Here is an 18,591-nt window from a genome sequence, read left to right as displayed (position 1 = left end):
GGAGAGACTATGAGCGAGACTGTCATCAGGGATTATGCCCCTCTCAACGATGGGCCTGACTGGACGTTTGATCTGCTGGATATCTACCACAAGGAGATTGCCCGGGTAGCCGCGTTTTACAAGCTCGACACCTACCCCAACCAGATTGAGGTGATCACGGCCGAGCAGATGATGGATGCCTATTCGAGTGTGGGTATGCCGATTGGCTATCACCACTGGTCGTATGGCAAACACTTTATCCAGACCGAGCGCACCTATAAGCGTGGCCAGATGGGGCTGGCTTATGAGATCGTCATCAACTCGGATCCCTGCATCGCCTATCTGATGGAGGAGAACACCATGCCGATGCAGGCACTGGTCATGGCCCACGCCTGCTACGGTCACAACTCGTTTTTCAAAAACAACTACCTGTTCAAGACCTGGACTGATGCCTCTTCCATCATCGATTACCTGCTGTTTGCCAAGAAATACATCAGTGAATGCGAAGAGAAACATGGCATTGATGCGGTCGAGTCACTGCTTGATGCCTGTCATGCCCTGATGAACTTCGGGGTGGATCGCTACAAGCGGCCGCAAAAACTCTCGCTTGCCGAAGAGAAACGGCGCCAAAAAGCGCGAGAAGACTACCTGCAAACCCAGGTCAACGAACTGTGGCGAACGCTACCTAAACAAGTTCGCAGTGAAGGCGTGGAAGATCGCCGCTACCCTTCCGAGCCGCAAGAGAACATTCTCTACTTCATTGAAAAGAATGCGCCACTGCTTGAACCGTGGCAGCGTGAAGTGGTGCGCATTGTGCGCAAGATAAGCCAATATTTTTACCCACAAAAGCAGACTCAGGTGATGAATGAAGGGTGGGCCACCTTCTGGCACTACACCATTCTTAATCACCTCTATGACGAGGGAAAACTGACCGATCGGTTCATGATGGAGGTGCTGCACAGTCACACCAACGTGGTGTTCCAGCCGGCCTACAACAGTCGTTACTACTCCGGCATCAACCCCTATGCGCTCGGATTTGCCATGTTTACTGACTTGCGCCGTATCTGCGAGCACCCCACCGAGGAGGACCGTTACTGGTTCCCCGATTATGCGGGTACCAACTGGGTAGACACTCTGCATTTTGCTATGCAGAACTTTAAAGACGAGAGCTTTATCAGCCAGTTCCTGAGCCCCAAGGTGATGCGTGATCTCAAGCTCTTTGCTATCGACGATGACGACATGAAGAACTATCTGAAAGTGGCGGCCATCCACAATGAGGAGGGTTATCGCAGGCTACGCAGCACATTGTCAGCCCAGTACAACTTAAGTAACCTCGAACCCAACATTCAGGTCTACAACGTGGCGGTTAAGGGCGATCGCTCCCTCACCCTGCGTTATGTGCCGCATAACCGAATTCCGCTCTCCGATTCGCGGCATGAAGTGTTACGGCACCTGCATCAGTTGTGGGGATTTGACGTGATCCTCGAGCAAGACAACGGCGAACTCAGCCCCGAGATCATTGCCCGCTGTCCCGAGAAAAAGAACCCTTATTAACCAACCCAAACAAGAAGCGCGCCCTTTGGCGCGCTTCGTTTCTCTTTAGTGGTCACAGAAGTTGCTTGGCATGTGCTCCCGCAGCCGAGCCCAGTGCTTGCCCGACTCAACGCCATATTGGCGCACAGTCTGAAACACCGACTCGTAATCCTTGTTCTCCGCGAGTTTGAGCAGTGCCACATAATAGGCATCCGCCGTTTCACGAGCTTGCAGATCAGAGAAATAGTAACGGCCAACGCGCGCATACAATCCCTTGAAGCCATTGAGGATCAAAGCGTAAATCGGGTTGCCGGAAGCAAACGAAAGCTGATGCAGCAATCGGTAGTCAAAGTCAGCATAGGCATCGGCAGAATCGTCGACGTTGCTAGCCTCACGCAGGACTTCGGCAGCACGCTCCGGGTTATTGCGCACCGCACCACGAATAAAGATAGTGCTGATATTAGTTCTGGCCGACAGCAGTTGGGCCACCAAATCCGGCACTTTCTCCTGATCGAGTCTGGCCAATGTTTCCAGAATATTGAGACCGGAGGTTTCCCAAAAATTGTTCACCTTGGTCGGCTTACCATGCTGAATGGTCAGCCAGCCGTCACGAGCCAGGCGCTGCAACACCTCGCGCAAAGTGGTTCGAGTGACACCTATCAGTTCGGAGAGCTCACGCTCGGCAGGCAGAATAGAACCAGGCGGAAAGCGATTATTCCAAATAGATTCAATAATATACTCTTCGGCAAACCCGGCCGGGCTCTGCGCTTTTATGACCATGAACGGACTCTGTTAGGTGATAACGATGTTAAAGGCTCACGAATCATAGCAAAGGGAAGATAGCTGGCAAGTACAAAGGTCGGTCCTCTGTGCAGAGGTCGGTCACTTTTCATTCAAACAAACGAGTTTGCTGTTTTTTCTGTTTCAAATGTTACCCCATTTATAAAACAGCCATTAATATTCATACATGTGATTCGTCTCCGCAGGGATGTCAGCGTCCGGAGATGAAGTTGTTCCATCCGACCGCAGCATTTAGAGAGACAAACATGCAGATGAGCTTTGGACGAGCACTTGCATCCAACTTTTTGGGACACGCGCCCAACTGGTATAAAACAGCCATCCTCACCTTCCTTATCATAAACCCCTTGGTGTTCTACGTTGACCCGTTCATGGCTGGCTGGCTGCTGGTCGTGGAGTTTATCTTTACTCTGGCCATGGCCCTAAAGTGCTATCCGCTGCAGCCTGGTGGCTTGTTAGCCATTGAAGCGGTCGCCATTGGGATGACCACCCCGGGGCAGGTAAAGCACGAGCTGGTTGCCAACATGGAAGTGCTGATGCTGCTCATTTTCATGGTGGCAGGTATCTATTTTATGAAGCAGTTGCTGCTTTATCTGTTCACCAAACTGCTGCTGCGTATTCGTTCCAAGCAAGCGCTGTCGCTGGCATTTTGCCTAGCGGCGGCCTTTCTGTCGGCGTTTCTCGATGCCCTGACCGTGATTGCGGTGGTCATCAGTGTTGCCGTCGGCTTTTACGCCATCTATCACAAAGTAGCCTCGGGCAAAGGGGCCACGCAGGATCATGATCATCAGGATGATGCGACTCTAACCGATGAGCACCACCGCGATCTGGACGGTTTTCGCGCCTTTTTACGTAGTCTGATGATGCATGCAGCCGTCGGCACAGCATTGGGTGGCGTATGCACTCTGGTGGGTGAACCACAAAACCTTATCATCGGCGAGCAGGCTGGTTGGCACTTTGGTGAATTTGCCCTGCGCATGGCACCGGTCAGTGTGCCGGTGTTTTTCTGCGGGTTGTTCACCTGTCTGGTGGTCGAGCAATTTGGCTGGTTTGGTTATGGCGCCAAATTACCCGAGTCTGTTCGCCAGATTTTGCTTGAGCAAGATCGCCAGTCCGATGCCCACCGCTCCAGACAAGAGAAGGTTAAGCTCATCGTTCAGAGCTTGATTGCCGTCTGGTTGGTTATCGGATTGGCACTGCACTTGGCTGCAGTGGGTCTTATCGGCCTGTCGGTGATTGTGCTGGCGACCTCTCTTAATGGCATCACAGACGAGCATGCCATCGGCAAAGCCTTCCAGGAGGCACTGCCTTTTACCGCCCTGCTCGCGGTCTTCTTTGCCGTAGTTGCCGTCATCATCGATCAGCAACTGTTTCGCCCTGTGATCGACGTGGTGCTCGCCGCCAAACCGGAAAACCAGCTTGCCCTGTTTTATCTCGCCAACGGCCTACTCTCGATGGTCAGTGATAACGTGTTTGTTGGCACCGTTTATATCAACGAGGTGAAAGCTGCCCTGGAAAGTGGTGCGATTACCGACCATCAATTTGACCTGTTGGCCGTGGCCATCAACACCGGGACCAACCTCCCCTCCGTGGCCACACCCAACGGGCAGGCGGCGTTTCTGTTTTTGCTGACCTCAACCCTGGCACCGCTACTGCGGCTCTCTTATGGCCGCATGGTGTGGATGGCGCTGCCCTACACTCTGGTGCTCGCAGGGGGCGGCTTGTTGTGCGTTGAATACCTGCTGCCCTCCATGACCGACCTTTTCTACCAATGGGGCTGGCTAAGTCCACAAGTGATGTCCACCATACCGGCGGTGACGGCACACTAAATTCCGCTGGTTTTGGCCGCCCTCTGGCGGCCTTTTTCTTTAAAAGACAAGGCCATGGAGCATACCTCTTTTCTTTGCCAAGGCGCTCTGCTCTAATGCCTCGTAGTTTCACCGTTTATCAGGCAACAGCAATGGTTGAGTTTTTGCGTAGATTGGCCGCTCAGCGCTGGCCGTGGGCCCTGCTGTCGGGGTCTGCACTGTTTCTTGAACTGTGCGCACTGTTTTTCCAGCATATTCTTGGATTGCATCCGTGCGTCATGTGCATCTATGAGCGCATTGCCGTACTCGGGATCGTGGTGGCTGGCTTGATTGGCATGAGCAACCCCGGCAGCAAGGTTGTTCGCTGGTGTGGCATGCTGCTGTGGGGCTATAGCGCCTTCCACGGTCTGCAACTAGCGTTGCAACACGTCAACTATCAGCTTCATCCCTCGCCGTTCAACGTGTGCAGCCCTTACGCCGATTTTCCAAGCTGGTTGCCGCTCGACAAGTGGATCCCATGGATGTTTATGCCAGATGGCGATTGCTCGGAGATCACTTGGCAGTTCTTGAACCTCTCCATGCCGCAGTGGTTGGTCGGCTGCTTTGCGGCCTACCTGCTGGTATTTCTGGTGGTGGCCGTTGGCAATCTGGTCAAGGGTCGCTGCTGCCAGTAACTCTTTGCCACCAATAAACACGGAGCCTGCTGCGGCTCCGTGTTTATTTGAGATAATGATGAGTTGTGATGTGATCAGCTGGCCCAGAAGATAATGTGATCTTCCCAATCACCCGCTTCATCTTCGTGCACCACTTTGCCACGTACCGATTGCCCCGCCTTGTGCATGGCTGAGGCACTGCCGGTTAACAGGGGGTGCCATTCGGGCAGCGCTTTACCCTCTGCCAGTAAGCGATAGGCACAGGTCGAGGGCAACCAGTGGTACTCATCAATCTTGTCGACCGTGATCTGCAGGCAATCAGGCTCTTTGCTAAAGCGATTGGCATAATCCGAGCACTGGCAGGTGCGGGTATTGAGCAGATTACAGGCTACGTTGGTAAAAATAAGCTCTTCAGTATCTTCGTCGATTAGCTTGTTAAGACAACATTTGCCGCAACCATCACACAGCGACTCCCATTCGCCTGCACTCATCTGCTGCAGGCTTTTCTCCTGCCAGAAAGGTGTTGGGATCATGACGGCTCACTCTGGCTCTTTAAAAAGGCTTTGTGTTCATCGAGCAAATTGGTCTGCGCCGGGGGCATCTGCAAATAGAATCCCTGCGCCTTAAGGGCTTGTTTCACCTTGGCCACATCGGAAAATGCCAGCGGTTTTTGCTCATCGAGTTTCACCATCATCACCAACTGCGGACGACCAAATGCAGTCAGCAACGGCTCGGGTACCGAGGAAAAGTCCTCTCTGCGCTCGATAAAGAGATATGTGTCGGATTTTTTGCGACTTTTATAGACTGCACACAACATGTAACTTGATATAATCCGTGCGGTTGATTGCCTCTGATGGAGGCTAATTATACCATCGGACTGTCAATAACAATAACGGATTGCCTTGCTGGATCGGGGATGATTCATGGCCGAACATGAAAACGAGATTAAAGGCGCAACCTTTACCCTGTCGGTACTGCACATCACCGATGCCCACCCGGATAACATTCGCCAGTTACTGGCAAGCAAGGTGGCCCAGGCTCCCCACTTTTTCAATTGCGCCCCACTGGTGCTCAATGTAGAGAAACTGGAGAGCGTGCCCGATTTTGCACAGCTACGTGAACTGATTGAAGCAGAAGAGTTTATTCTGGTCGGTATCACTGGAGCTAGCAGTGAGGCCATGAAAATTGCGGCCAAAACTGCTGGCATTGCCGTGATGACCTCAGGCAAAGGCAAGCGTACAGAAGTCCTTCCAAGCAAGTCCGTCAAAGCGACAGAGCCTCCTCCCCTCGTCCCGACCCGTGTTCATGTGGGGCCGGTTCGATCCGGACAACAGATCTATGCCGCTGGTACCTCGCTGGTCGTGCTTGGCTCGGTGAGCCCGGGGGCAGAGGTGATCGCCGATGACAGCATCCACATATATGGTACTCTGCGTGGCCGGGCCCTCGCTGGGGCTCGTGGCAATCAGCAGGCACGAATTTATTGTCAGCAACTGGCAGCAGAGCTGCTCTCCATCGCCGGCACGTTCCAGCTGAGTGATGCACTGCCACCAGGGCTGATCCTGAGACCGGTCCATGTCCGGCTCGACAATGAACAACTTCGTATAGACAGCATCAAATAGAGTGACAAGGAAGCGAGAATGGCGCGAATCATCGTCGTAACGTCAGGTAAAGGCGGCGTCGGCAAGACCACCACCAGTGCGGCACTCAGTACCGGCCTGGCACAACGTGGTCACAAAACCGTCGTCATTGATTTCGATATCGGTTTGCGGAACCTAGACCTCATCATGGGCTGCGAGCGTCGGGTGGTGTATGACTTCGTCAATGTCATCAATGGCGAAGCTAACCTCAATCAGGCGCTGATCAAAGACAAGCGGGTGGAAAATCTCGCGATCCTGCCGGCTTCTCAGACCCGTGACAAAGATGCCCTCACCCGTGAAGGGGTGGAGAAGGTGCTCAACCAACTCGCCGAGATGGGATATGAGTACATCGTCTGCGACTCGCCAGCCGGGATTGAAACCGGGGCGCTGATGGCCCTCTATTTTGCCGATGAAGCGATTGTCACCACCAACCCGGAAGTCTCTTCGGTGCGTGACTCTGATCGTATCCTCGGTATCCTGGCCTCCAAGTCACGCCGTGCAGAACGTGGTGAAGAGCCTATCAAAGAGCACCTGCTGCTGACCCGCTACTGCCCAAGCCGCGTCAACCGTGGCGACATGCTGAGTGTGCAGGATGTTCAGGAGATCCTGGCTATTCCGCTGCTTGGCGTAATCCCGGAATCCCAGGCGGTGCTGCGCGCCTCCAACTCCGGCGAGCCGGTGATCCTTGACAAGGAATCAGATGCCGGCGGTGCCTATGATGATGCGGTTTCCCGCCTGCTGGGTGAAACCAAGGAGTTTCGTTTCCTCGAGGAAGAGAAGAAAGGCTTCTTTAGCCGATTGTTCGGGAGTTAAACATGTCATTATTGGATTATTTCCGTTCCAACAAGAAGCAGAACACCGCACAACTGGCCAAGGAGCGTCTGCAGATCATCGTGGCCCACGAGCGCACGTCTCGCGGCGGCCCTGACTATCTGCCCCAGCTGAAACAGGACATTCTCGATGTGATCCGTAAATACGTATCCATCGATCCGGAGAAGGTCACGGTTCAGATGGACAAAAAGAGTGACGAGCTGTCAGTGCTTGAGTTGAACATCACGTTCGACGACAAAAAGTGACATTTCCTGTCTTATGAGAACCTGATCTGTGACGCGCAGATCAGGTTTTACGTATCCCTTACACCTCCCAGCGCCTTTTTGGTTGCCACACGCCGATGAGCTGGCTAATGTGTGCACTCTATCAAGCAAGGAGTCGTTCATGGGTGTGTTGCGTTTTCTCTTCAACCTGCTGTGGTTCGTACTGGGTGGCGTCATTATGGGGCTGGCCTGGTGGGTTGCAGGCTTGATCTGTTTCATCTCCCTGATCGGTATTCCGTGGGGACGTGCCTGCTTCATGCTCGGAACCTTTACCTTCTTCCCTTTTGGCAAAACCACCGTCAACCGTCGTTACTTCACCGGCCGCAGTGACGTGGGCACCGGCTTTTGGGGTGTGGTTGGCAATATTCTCTGGTTCGTCGTCATCGGCATTTGGCTGGCGGCAGGTCACTTGGCCTCGGCATTGGCCTGCTTTGTCACCATTGTCGGCATTCCGTTTGGCATCCAGCACCTTAAGCTGGCCATCGCCAGTATCGCCCCGATTGGTCAAACCGTAGTGACCAAGCACGAGGTCGAAAGCGGTCAATATATCCGCTAAACCCTATTCGGGCAGGCTCGCCTGCCCTTTGCATCTTTTCACGCTTGAGCGGGACGTGTAAGGTGGCTGCATCACTTGCAGTCAGGATATCCTCATGATCCCCAGTCATTTTTTTGCCAATCTGGCACGCATGAAGCTGATTTACCGCTGGCCTCTGATGCGTAATATCCAGTCCGAGAATATCGCCGAGCACAGCCTGCAGGTGGCCATGGTGGCCCATGCGCTATCGGTGATCAGCAATCGCCTGTTCGGTGGTGAACTTGATGCCGACAGAGCCGCCGTCATGGCCCTGTTTCATGACGCCAGTGAAGTGCTGACCGGCGATCTGCCGACCCCGGTCAAATACCACAATCCCGAGATTGCCCGCGAATACAAAAAGATCGAGCTGGCCGCCGAGCAGCGCCTGCTGGATTTGCTTCCTGTTGAGTTAAAAGAGGATTATCGCCCCCTGCTCGACTCAGGCTCAGCCGATACCAAGCTCGCCAGTGTGGTGAAAGATGCCGATACCCTGTGTGCCTACACCAAGTGTCTTGAAGAGCTCGCGGCCGGTAACCGGGAATTCGAGCCGGCGCGAAAGCGTCTGGAAGAGATGCTGACACAGCGCATGACACCGACGATCCGCTACTTTATCGACACCTTCGTGCCAAGCTTCTCCCTGCCTCTCGATGAGCTCAGCCCCCACTGAGAAATGCGTTATCGACCAAAAGAGAGAGGAGGCCTTTGCCTCCTCGTCTTTTTACTTACCTGCATACTGGCAATTAGCGCCCCAGCTCCCGCGCAGGAATAAGGCCACTGGCGCGCCAGGCCGGATAGAGGGTCGCCAGCAGGCTCATCACTATCGCAGCGCCCACCACCATGAGCAGATCGCTGGCATGCAGCTCTGTCGGTAAGAAATCGATAAAGTAGACTTCCGGATTAAGGAAGCGATGGCCAATCAGACGCTCTAACCCCGCCATCAACGGCGTCAAGTAGGCTGACAAGACGCCTCCCAGCAGGCCGCCCAGCAGCGCGCCGAGTACCCCGTTCACCATCCCCTGAATAACAAAGGTGAGCCGGATCTGTCCCGGGCTCGCCCCCATGGTTTTGAGGATGGCTATCTCACCACGCTTCTCATTAACCGACATCACCAGGGTCGAGACGATGTTAAAGCAGGCGACCGCAACGACCATCAGCATCACCACCACCATCACGGTACGCACCATCTGGATATCCTGATAAAGGTACCCTTGGGTGTTCATCCAACTGCGGATATAGACGTGGTGAGGGAAGTGGCGCGCCGCTTCCACCGTAATGGATTGAGCACGAAATACATCGCTGACCTTGAGGCTAAAGCCGCTGATAGCGCTCCCCATCTCGGTCATCGCCTGAGCATCTTCCAGATGCATAAATCCGAGCAGCCCATCGAGCTGACCACCGATCTCAAGCAGACCGACCACCTTGAGCAGCTCGCGGCGCGGCTGTTTAAGACCATCACCGTCAGTGCTCGACGGCATCAACAAGCCGACTGAGTCGCCGATCTTGAGGCCCAGTTTATCGGCGATCGCCTTGCCCAGAATGACCCCTTTTTCACCGGGTTTGAGCTCATGAAACCCCTTGCCGGTCATGTAGTTGTCAGCGTCGGAGATGTTCTCCTCATCACTGGGCTCAATGGCGCGCAGTTGCACGCCTTTAAGATGTGCACCGCTTTCGAGCAGGCCGTTAATACGAATGACCGGGCTCACGGCAGTGACGCCAGGCTGCTCTAACAGCAGTTGTTTAAGCTTGGGCCAGTTTTGCATCGGCGTTTCGACCGCGTCGAGCTCCCCTTGCGGGATCACGGTCAGCACCCGGTTTTTAAGCTCACGCTCAAAGCCGTTCATGGCCGAGAGCCCGAGGATCAGCGCCATCACCCCCAGTGCAATACCAATGAGCGACGACGCCGAAATAAAGGAGATAAAACCGTTACGCTGGCGCGAGCGGCTGTAGCGCAGGCCCAGAAACAGAGGCAGTGGCTTGAACATCAGGCCACCTCAGCCATCTGTCCGCTGACCAGCGTCACGCGGCGATGCAGCTTGGCCGCCAGGTTGAGATCGTGGGTCACCACCACAAAGGCGGTGCCAAGCTCACGGTTTAACTCGCACAATAGCTCATACACGCTCAGGGCACTGGCGTGATCGAGATTTCCGGTCGGCTCATCGGCCAGCACCAGGCTGGGATCCCCGACCAGCGCCCGCGCGATGGCGACCCGTTGACGCTCACCACCCGAGAGCTCAGACGGCCGGTGGTTCAGGCGATGAGAAAGTCCGACCCTCGCCAGCATGGCTGCCGCCTTTTCACTGGCATCGGCGACTGACGCCCCGCCAATAAGCAGCGGCATGGCCGCATTTTCCAGCGCGCTGAACTCAGAGAGCAGATGGTGGAACTGGTAGACAAAGCCGAGCTCACGGTTACGAAACAGCGCCTGCTTGCGGCTGTCCCAATGATGGATATCTTCGCCGCGATAGAGCACCTTACCGTCGCTGGGGGTGTCGAGCGCGCCCAACAGGTGCAGCAGCGTCGATTTGCCCGAGCCCGAGCTGCCGACCACGGCCAGCATCTCACCGGTATAGACCGACAGATCCACCCCGCGCAGTACCGGCGTTTCCAGCTTACCCTCCTGATAGACATGGGTAATGCTGCGGCACTCCAGCAACGGTTTGTTCATCGACATGCTTGCTCTCTCATCAGACGAAGGGTTCAACGATTCGTTCATATTATTCATAACGCAGGGCCTGGGCCGGACGCACGCGGGCTGCACGTGCTGCAGGATAGAGGGTAGCGCTGAAACTAAGCAGCACGGCCCCAAGCAGGATCACCACCACTTGCAGCGGCGAGACAATCACCGGCAACCCACTGCCACCGGCCGCCATATAGAGGTTCAAACCAATGGCATTGAGCATGGGGTTAATGCCGTAGGTGAGCAGCAGTCCGACCGCTGCACCAGCGATCGCGCCGATCACGCCGCTCGACGCGCCCAGCACCATAAAGATGCGAACCACCGCCGACTCGGTCATGCCCATGGTGCGCAAAATTGCCACCTCGCTCTCTTTGTCGCTGACCACCATCACCAGCGCCGACAAAATATTGAAGGTGGCGACAGCAATGATGAGCACCAGCATCAGCCCCATCATCCGTTTTTCCATCGCCACCGCCTGGAACAATTCACCGCGCTCGCGGCGCCAATCCTGCCACACCAGCCCCTTCGGCAGCGGTTGGCTCACCACGTCATCGACGGCGAACGCATCATCCAGCCACAGTCGCAATCCACCCACCTGAGCGGCAGGCAGTCGCAGCAGACGCTGGGCGTCGGCCAGATGCACCAGTGCTATCTGGTTATCCACATCCGCGCCCACCCCAAAGATGCCGCTCACCGTGAAAAGGCGCTGGGCCGGGATCCGGCCAAACGGCGTATAACGGCTCCCCTCGGTGAGCATCAGGCGCACCTGATCGCCGACACCAACGCCGAGATTACGGGCAATGCCCTGCCCCAGCACAATGCGATAGGCACCAGCTTGCAAACCGGCCAGATCGCCCACCAGCATCTGCCGGTGCAGCAGATCATCAGAGGGCCAGTGCGCCGGATCAATGCCTTGAACCGCCACCCCGGTCAGCTGTCCGGGGCTTTGCAGCATGCCCTCGGTCGCCAGCATGGGCGCAACCGCCTGCACATGCGGCAAGGCGGCCAACCGCTCGACCAGTTGGGGATCAGGCGCCAGACGGGAGTGAGCATCGGTGACGATCACCTGCGGGATCACCCCGAGAATGCGCCCCTTGAGCTGGCCTTCAAAACCGTTCATCACCGAAATGACAACGATCAGCGCCGCCACGCCGATGGCGATACCGAAAGTGGAGAAAAGAGAGATAAAGGATACGAAGCGGTTGCTGCGTCGCGACCCCGCGTAGCGAAGGCCAATAGCCAGCGCAAGTGGCTGAAAAAGTCCGGTCTTCAAGGATCTGCCGTTGCCAAGAAAATAAGATACCGGATAATAAAGGTAAACCGACCATGACAACAAGGGATCGCCATCATGCAGGAAGAGTTCTTCAGCATTGTTCATTCACTGCCGGTCAATGTGATACCGGTCGAGAATGGCCATCTGCCATCCCTCACCGAGCTCGAGGCCGAGATGCCGGAGCCGTTTCGCGTGGCATCGGCCATCTCTTCTATCGATCTCAACACCAGCCGGATGATCCGTCATCAGGGTAACGACTCCCTGCAAGACATTATTGAAATCATCAACCAGCAGTCGCGCAAAATCGATCTCATCATGGGCTATGTGCTGGCGGCGCAAGATCATGCAGAGCACCGCTTCTATACCCTGCGCATCGGCGCCGGCGAATTGCACTACCTGTTTCCGCACAGCGGCCACGGCGAGCCCCCCAAGGCTGGTCAACTGGTGCGCCTGAAAATCTTCCTGCGCGAAGAGGCTGCCGCCATTTATTGCTATGGCAAGGTGCGCGAAGTGACCCAGGGCCAGCATGGCCACCATGTGGTGCTCGATTATGCCCAGCTGCGTGATGAAGACCGCGAACTGCTGGTGCGAGCTACCTTGCACATCCAATCCCATCAGCTTAAACAACGCGCCGCCGAGCGCGAACGCAACCTCTGATACGACCCCATGACTGTATTGACTTTACCGGCGCTGCCACAGCGCGCCGGCTTCAAATTAACGCTCGGTGGCCTGATTGGTAGCACCCATGCCTTAGCCGTTGCCACGCTGGCCGAGCGCCATGAAAGCCCAATTCTGCTGGTAACGGCAGATACCCCAACCGCCCTGCGCCTTGAGCAGGAAATCGGCTATTTGCTCGCCGAGCATGACATCCCTGTGCTGCTGTTCCCCGACTGGGAAACCCTGCCCTACGACACCTTTTCGCCGCACCAGGACATCTTGTCCCAGCGCCTTGAGACGCTGTATCAGCTGCCATCGATGTGCCGGGGCGTGGTGATTGTCCCGATCACCACCCTGATGCTGCGCTGCCCGCCTCGCAGTTATCTCGACCGGTTTAGTCTGCAGTTAAAGCAAGGGCAGCGACTCTCCTTGCAAGGACTGCGTCAACGTCTGGCACAGGCCGGCTATGTGGCGGTAGAGCAAGTGCTTGAGCATGGCGAATTTGCCGCGCGTGGCTCGTTGCTTGATCTCTTCCCCATGGGCAGCCAGAGCCCCTATCGCATCGACTTTTTTGATGACGAAGTGGACTCCATCCGCCCCTTTGATCCGGAAACCCAGCGCTCGCGCGATCCCATCAAGACGGTCAATCTGCTGCCGGCGCGTGAATTTCCCACCGACAGTGAGGCCATCGAGCGTTTTCGTGGCCATTATCGCGAGCGCTTTGAGCTCTCGCGCGCCGAAGGGGCCATCTATCAGGAGGTCAGCAAAGGACGCTGGCCGGCCGGTATTGAATACTACCTGCCGCTGTTTTTTGATGACACGGCGCGCCTGCTCGATTACCTGCCCGAAGAGACCCTGCTGGTCACCTCGGGTGAAATTTACCCTGCCGCCCAGCGGTTTTGGAACGATATCCAGCAGCGTTATGAAGACCGCCGCTGGGACCAAAGCCGTCCACTGCTACCACCGGCCGAGCTCTATTTGCCGATTGAGCAGCTGTTTGCCGGGCTTAACGCCTACCCCTCGGTTCGCTTACAAGAGGCAGTGAGTGATGGCGGTGAGGCACTGCCCATTGACCGCCTGCCAGCGCTGACGCTGGAGCAGGGAAATGCAGAGCCGATGGCGGCGCTGCAGCACTTCTTACAGACCTTTACCGGCCGCACCTTGTTTGCTGTGCCGAGTGAAGGCCGGCGTGAAGCACTGCGTGATTTGTTGGCCCGCATCGATGTGCGAGCCGATGAGTACGATAACCTGGATGCGTTTGTCGCCGCGTCTAACCAGGTCGGTGTGATGGTCTGCCCGCTTGAGGGCGGTTTTGTACTGACAGAGAGCGCACTGGCTCTGATTACTGAAACCGAGCTGCTCGGCAGCCGGGTTCGCAGCCAGCGCAAACGCGATCGCGCCAAGCAATTGAGCAGCGATGCGGTCATTCGCAACTTAGGCGAACTGACGCAAGGGCAAAGCGTGGTTCACCTCGATCACGGGATTGGCCGTTATCTCGGGCTTGAAACCCTCAATGCCGGGGGACTTCCCACCGAGTTCGTCACCCTCGAATACGCCGGTGGTGACAAGCTGTTTGTGCCGGTCACCAACTTGCACCTGATCAGCCGCTACACCGGCTCCGATAATCCGCCGTGTCACAAGCTCGGCGGTGAAGCCTGGACCCGCGCTAAGCGAAAAGCCGCCGAGAAGGTGCGCGATGTGGCGGCCGAGCTGCTGGATATCTATGCCCACCGGGCTGCGCGCGACGGCTTTGCGTTTCGCCATGACAAAGACGCCTATCGCCAATTTGCCGCCGGCTTCCCGTTTGAAGAGACCGACGATCAGCTCAATGCCATCAACGCGGTGCTGGGCGATATGTGCCAAGCTAAGAGCATGGACCGGTTGGTGTGTGGTGACGTGGGCTTTGGCAAGACCGAAGTGGCCATGCGGGCGGCCTTCGTAGCGGTGCACGGCGGAAAGCAGGTCGCGGTGCTGGTCCCGACCACCTTGCTGGCCCAGCAGCACTACGATAATTTTCGCGACCGCTTTGCCAACTGGCCGGTGCGCGTTGAAGTGCTCAGTCGCTTTCGCTCGGCGAAAGAGCAAACGGCGGTGCTGGCGGATCTGCGCGAGGGCAAGGTCGATATCATTATCGGCACCCACAAGCTGCTCGGCAGTGAGCTGACCTTCAAGGATCTGGGCCTGCTGGTTGTTGATGAAGAGCACCGTTTTGGCGTGCGCCAGAAGGAGAAGATCAAGGCGCTGCGCGCCGATGTGGATATCCTGACCCTCACTGCGACCCCGATCCCGCGCACGCTCAATATGGCCATGTCGGGGATGCGCGATCTGTCGATTATCGCCACGCCGCCGGCCAAGCGACTGGCCATCAAGACCTTCGTGCGTCAGCACGATCCAGCCGTCGTGCGTGAAGCGGTGCTGCGCGAGCTTAAACGCGGCGGTCAGGTCTATTACCTGCACAATGACGTGGAGAGCATCGAAAAATGTGCCAGTGATCTGGCCGAGCTGGTGCCCGAGGCGCGCATTGGGGTGGCGCACGGTCAGATGCGCGAGCGCGAGCTGGAGCGCATCATGTCCGATTTCTACCACCAGCGCTTCAACCTGCTGGTGTGCACCACCATCATCGAGACCGGTATCGACGTCCCGAGCGCCAACACCATCATTATGGACAGGGCTGATCATCTCGGACTGGCCCAACTGCACCAGCTGCGCGGCCGGGTCGGGCGTTCACATCACCAGGCCTATGCCTACCTGCTCACGCCCCATCCCAAGTTGATGACCAAGGACGCGGCCAAACGGCTTGATGCCATCGCCAATTTGGAAGATCTCGGCGCCGGTTTTGCGCTGGCGACTCACGATCTGGAGATCCGCGGCGCTGGCGAGCTGCTCGGCGACGATCAGAGCGGTCAGATTGAATCGGTCGGCTTTACTCTCTATATGGAGATGCTCGAGCAGGCCGTTGAAGCGCTGAAAAGTGGCAAAGAGCCGGCGCTCGATACTCTGCTGTCGGATCACACCGAAGTGGAGCTGCGCCTGCCCGCGTTGCTACCGGATGACTACCTGCCGGATGTGAATATGCGCCTGTCCATGTACAAGCGCATTGCCAGCAGTGCCTCGCAAGAGGAGCTTGACGAGCTGAAAGTGGAGCTGATTGATCGCTTTGGTCTGCTGCCGGATGCCACCAAAACCCTGCTGGAGCTGGCCGCTATGCGCCTGACCGCCACCCGGCTTGGCATCAGGCGCATCGATATGAGCGAACGTGGCGGTTATCTCGATTTTTCGGAAAGCACCGCCGTCGATCCGGCTTTTTTAGTGAAGTTACTGGTCGAGCAACCGCGTATCTACAAGATGGAAGGACCGAGCCGGCTGCGGTTCAACGTACCCACCACCGGCCGTGATGCTCGTCTTGCCTTGATGGGCGATCTGCTCGGTGAGCTGTCACGCCACGCCAGATAATGGCGCTAACTCCAGATCAACCAAGGGCAGCCAATGGCTGCCCTATTATTTATATCCGCAAAATGCGCAGCCAGTCGCTGCCCGGTTACTTTTATCCACCTTTACACTGATGCAAGGCTGCGCAGCCAGGCAATTTCGTCTGCCCAGATGCTCTCGTCAATGGTCTCGAGGATCAGCGGAATGCGATCAAAGCGCGGATCGGTCATCACAACATGGAACACCGCCTCGCCGAGATTACCGTCACGCAGGCTGTGATGGCGGTCAACCCGGCTGCCAAAGGTGCACTTGGCGCCGTTAATGTGCATCCCTTTGAGGTAGCGAAAACCCACGACGCGCTCGAACTCGGCAAACACCTGCTCACACCCTTCACGGGTACGCAGATCATAACCGGCGGCAAACGCGTGACAGGTATCCAGACACACGCCAATGCGGCTCTTATCCTCTACCCCATCAATGATCGCGGCCAGATGCTCAAACGACCAACCGAGGTTACTCCCCTGCCCCGCGGTATTTTCAATCACCGCCGTCACGCCTTGGGTCTGCTCCAGAGTCCAGTTAATCGACTCACTCACCAGTTTAAGGCTGACGGCCTCTGGCACCTTGTTCAGATGACTGCCGGGATGAAAGTTAAGATAACAAAGCCCCAGTTGCTGACAGCGCTGCATCTCATCGAGAAACGCATCGCGTGATTTGGCCAACCCCTCAGGCTCCGGGTGACCCAAGTTAATCAGGTAACTGTCGTGTGGCAGGATCTGCGCGGGTAAAAAGCCGTGCTGCTCGCAAGATTGCTTGAAGGCGTCAATAGACTGCTGAGTTAACGGCGCAGCCTGCCACTGACGCTGATTTTTGGTAAACAGGGCAAAGGCATTGGCACCAATCGCACGGGCACGCGCTATGGTATTTTCCACTCCACCCGCAGCGCTAACATGGGCTCCGATATATTTCATCACGCTCTCCTCTTAAGCGCCCATCATAGCGGCTCAATCTCAAGCAGCAAGCAGCAAGCAAGATGGTGCGATAGGGATGTGCGGGAAGTGCAATGAGCCGGGTTGGTAAACCGATAAAACAAAACCGGGGCCTAAGCCCCGGTTTTACTGTCATGCAACAGAACTTCGATTAGAAGTTGTATTGCAGGCCGACAGTCCACTGGTCGTCTTTGTTGTCAACATTGACGATCTTGTATTCGGTCCAAGTCTTCAGCTTCGGAGTGAAGGCGTACTGAACACCCAGATAGGTATAATCGGCAACATCTTCGTACTTGGGATTGAGATTGGTAGTAGTTTTAGCGTCTTTCTGCTCAGAGAAGTTATAACCCAGCTCAAAGGTCCAAGCGTCAACCGAGTAGTTACCAAAGAATTCGTAACCACGGAACTTGGCTTGTTCATCATTCAGGTAGTCAACCTTGGATTGGTTGTACATACCAGCAACATAGAACGGCCCCTTGGTGAAAGAAGCGGCAACAGCCCAATCATCTTTCTTATCATAGTTATAAGTGTCAGCATCAGTGGCCAACTGATCAGCACCCGAGAACTCCTTACGTTCACCACCTACTGACAGACCCAGGCCGAAGTCAAAATCATAGCCCAAAGAGGCTGCATAACCGTGATCGATCGCTTGGGAGCTATCCTTGGTTTGATAAGATGCGTTAGCGAACAAACCGCCCCACTTACCCATGTAGATAGCTTGACCTTCTTGACGACTATCGTAACGGTTGGCTTCGGAGCCATCTTCAAACGCGATATCAGTCTTTTCCAAAACGCCCATGTAGTAAGCGGTATCGGTCTGACCAAAGATGATCTTACCATATTGGGAACCGTCAAAACCTGCGTAGATATGACGAGCGTCGATATCAGAAGTTTTGTAACCAGAGTTTTCAGCAGCTACTTGCCACTCGGTCTTAGCGATAGCGGACCAAGTGTTGTTCAGAGCAATCTTACCAGACCAACCGAGACGAGTCTGAGCCTTCAGCTCGGAGTCAGTATCATCACGATCACTGTAGTAGTTAGCCTGCACACGACCGTAGATATCAAAGGTAGTACCGTCCTTGTCATAAACTACGGTAGCGTGAGCAGCGGATGCAAACAGAGCCGGGATGGCAATAGCCAGAATTGTCTTTTTCATAGTTTCCAATGCCTACTGTAATTAAACACTAAGTCTTTGTTATTCCCTGTGTTAGTGACGTTCTTCGCATCACTATGAGGGCGAGACTAGCATCGTGTTTCTGGTTCCGCAATAAAAAAACATGGAACTTTTTAACGCATTCATAGTCTCTCTTGCCAAAACGTGAGCCCGATCCCACAAGCCCCCATGGCGCTATAAGCAATCGTTTTTGGCAGCAATCACTGCCCTTTGATTTATGCATAACAAAAGATCAGGCACTCACCTGCCATCGGCAGGATAGCCTTCTATCGAAGTGACGAATGACGGTGCCCCCCGCTGGGCATGCTTTTCAGGT

At 55.6% G+C, this 18,591-nt stretch carries 18 protein-coding genes; 10 read left to right on the top strand and 8 right to left on the bottom strand.

The annotated features are described in order from the left end of the window. Positions 1-9: 9 nt before the first annotated feature. The gene (locus tag BW958_RS03990) at positions 10-1,533 is read left to right on the top strand and encodes a SpoVR family protein (protein ID WP_076574434.1); all 1,524 of its coding nucleotides are present in this window, start codon (positions 10-12) and stop codon (positions 1,531-1,533) included. Between the two features lie 45 nt (positions 1,534-1,578). Here BW958_RS03990 and fadR read toward each other — a convergent pair whose 3' ends face one another. Further along, positions 1,579-2,292, bottom strand: coding sequence for a fatty acid metabolism transcriptional regulator FadR (gene fadR / locus BW958_RS03985; RefSeq protein WP_076574433.1), 714 nt, complete (start codon positions 2,290-2,292; stop codon positions 1,579-1,581). A 266-nt stretch (positions 2,293-2,558) separates the two neighbouring features. On the opposite strand from fadR, the gene nhaB reads away from it, so the two are divergent. Next, positions 2,559-4,139: a sodium/proton antiporter NhaB gene (gene nhaB / locus BW958_RS03980; protein ID WP_076574432.1), complete on the top strand. Its 1,581-nt coding sequence runs from the start codon at positions 2,559-2,561 to the stop codon at positions 4,137-4,139. Between the two features lie 131 nt (positions 4,140-4,270). Beyond that, a complete protein-coding gene (dsbB, locus tag BW958_RS03975; RefSeq protein ID WP_076574431.1) occupies positions 4,271-4,792 on the top strand; it encodes a disulfide bond formation protein DsbB in 522 nt (173 codons plus the stop codon). A 74-nt stretch (positions 4,793-4,866) separates the two neighbouring features. Here the strand turns inward: dsbB and BW958_RS03970 are convergent, their stop codons facing one another. Both BW958_RS03970 and BW958_RS03965 read right to left on the bottom strand, forming a co-directional pair. Further along, positions 4,867-5,304 (bottom strand): YcgN family cysteine cluster protein, encoded by a 438-nt coding sequence (locus BW958_RS03970; RefSeq protein WP_076574430.1) that lies wholly within the window; start codon positions 5,302-5,304, stop codon positions 4,867-4,869. Beyond that, the gene (locus tag BW958_RS03965) at positions 5,301-5,588 is read right to left on the bottom strand and encodes a YcgL domain-containing protein (RefSeq protein WP_076574429.1); all 288 of its coding nucleotides are present in this window, start codon (positions 5,586-5,588) and stop codon (positions 5,301-5,303) included. Before BW958_RS03965 ends, BW958_RS03970 begins: the two co-directional genes overlap by 4 nt. A gap of 106 nt (positions 5,589-5,694) precedes the next feature. Between BW958_RS03965 and minC the strand changes: the two genes are divergently transcribed. The 5 genes from minC to yfbR all read left to right on the top strand — a co-directional run bounded on the left by minC (position 5,695) and on the right by yfbR (position 8,743). Then, the gene (gene minC, locus BW958_RS03960; RefSeq protein WP_076574428.1) at positions 5,695-6,390 is read left to right on the top strand and encodes a septum site-determining protein MinC; all 696 of its coding nucleotides are present in this window, start codon (positions 5,695-5,697) and stop codon (positions 6,388-6,390) included. A gap of 18 nt (positions 6,391-6,408) precedes the next feature. Next, positions 6,409-7,221, top strand: coding sequence for a septum site-determining protein MinD (minD, locus tag BW958_RS03955; protein WP_076574427.1), 813 nt, complete (start codon positions 6,409-6,411; stop codon positions 7,219-7,221). A 2-nt stretch (positions 7,222-7,223) separates the two neighbouring features. Next, on the top strand, positions 7,224-7,484 hold the full coding sequence (minE, locus tag BW958_RS03950) for a cell division topological specificity factor MinE (protein WP_076574426.1): 261 nt from the start codon (positions 7,224-7,226) through the stop codon (positions 7,482-7,484). Positions 7,485-7,623: 139 nt separating this feature from the next. After that, positions 7,624-8,058, top strand: a complete 435-nt coding sequence (locus tag BW958_RS03945; protein ID WP_076574425.1) for a YccF domain-containing protein — start codon at positions 7,624-7,626, stop codon at positions 8,056-8,058. 94 nt (positions 8,059-8,152) lie between these two features. After that, the gene (gene yfbR, locus BW958_RS03940) at positions 8,153-8,743 is read left to right on the top strand and encodes a 5'-deoxynucleotidase (RefSeq protein ID WP_076574424.1); all 591 of its coding nucleotides are present in this window, start codon (positions 8,153-8,155) and stop codon (positions 8,741-8,743) included. A gap of 73 nt (positions 8,744-8,816) precedes the next feature. Here yfbR and lolE read toward each other — a convergent pair whose 3' ends face one another. The 3 genes from lolE to BW958_RS03925 are packed head-to-tail and all read right to left on the bottom strand — an operon-like array spanning position 8,817 to position 12,026. After that, positions 8,817-10,058, bottom strand: a complete 1,242-nt coding sequence (gene lolE, locus BW958_RS03935; protein ID WP_076574423.1) for a lipoprotein-releasing ABC transporter permease subunit LolE — start codon at positions 10,056-10,058, stop codon at positions 8,817-8,819. Further along, complete coding sequence (gene lolD / locus BW958_RS03930) at positions 10,058-10,747, bottom strand: lipoprotein-releasing ABC transporter ATP-binding protein LolD (RefSeq protein ID WP_256701816.1); 690 nt, start codon at positions 10,745-10,747, stop codon at positions 10,058-10,060. Before lolD ends, lolE begins: the two co-directional genes overlap by 1 nt. Positions 10,748-10,790: 43 nt before the next feature. Continuing rightward, positions 10,791-12,026, bottom strand: a complete 1,236-nt coding sequence (locus BW958_RS03925) for a lipoprotein-releasing ABC transporter permease subunit (RefSeq protein ID WP_076574674.1) — start codon at positions 12,024-12,026, stop codon at positions 10,791-10,793. Between the two features lie 75 nt (positions 12,027-12,101). Between BW958_RS03925 and BW958_RS03920 the strand changes: the two genes are divergently transcribed. Both BW958_RS03920 and mfd read left to right on the top strand, forming a co-directional pair. Continuing rightward, positions 12,102-12,683 (top strand): PilZ domain-containing protein, encoded by a 582-nt coding sequence (locus BW958_RS03920; RefSeq protein ID WP_076574422.1) that lies wholly within the window; start codon positions 12,102-12,104, stop codon positions 12,681-12,683. Positions 12,684-12,692: 9 nt separating this feature from the next. Next, positions 12,693-16,136, top strand: coding sequence for a transcription-repair coupling factor (gene mfd / locus BW958_RS03915; protein ID WP_076574421.1), 3,444 nt, complete (start codon positions 12,693-12,695; stop codon positions 16,134-16,136). A 101-nt stretch (positions 16,137-16,237) separates the two neighbouring features. Here mfd and nfo read toward each other — a convergent pair whose 3' ends face one another. Both nfo and BW958_RS03905 read right to left on the bottom strand, forming a co-directional pair. After that, positions 16,238-17,083, bottom strand: a complete 846-nt coding sequence (gene nfo / locus BW958_RS03910; RefSeq protein WP_076574420.1) for a deoxyribonuclease IV — start codon at positions 17,081-17,083, stop codon at positions 16,238-16,240. A 169-nt stretch (positions 17,084-17,252) separates the two neighbouring features. After that, positions 17,253-18,257 (bottom strand): porin, encoded by a 1,005-nt coding sequence (locus BW958_RS03905; RefSeq protein ID WP_076574419.1) that lies wholly within the window; start codon positions 18,255-18,257, stop codon positions 17,253-17,255. Positions 18,258-18,591 lie beyond the last annotated feature (334 nt).

The organism is Aeromonas sp. RU39B (genome assembly GCF_900156095.1).
In the GTDB taxonomy this organism is placed as follows: Bacteria; Pseudomonadota; Gammaproteobacteria; order Enterobacterales; family Aeromonadaceae; genus Aeromonas.
The sequence above is the reverse complement of the archived record's forward strand: the minus strand, read 5'-3'. Positions and strand labels throughout refer to the sequence as shown.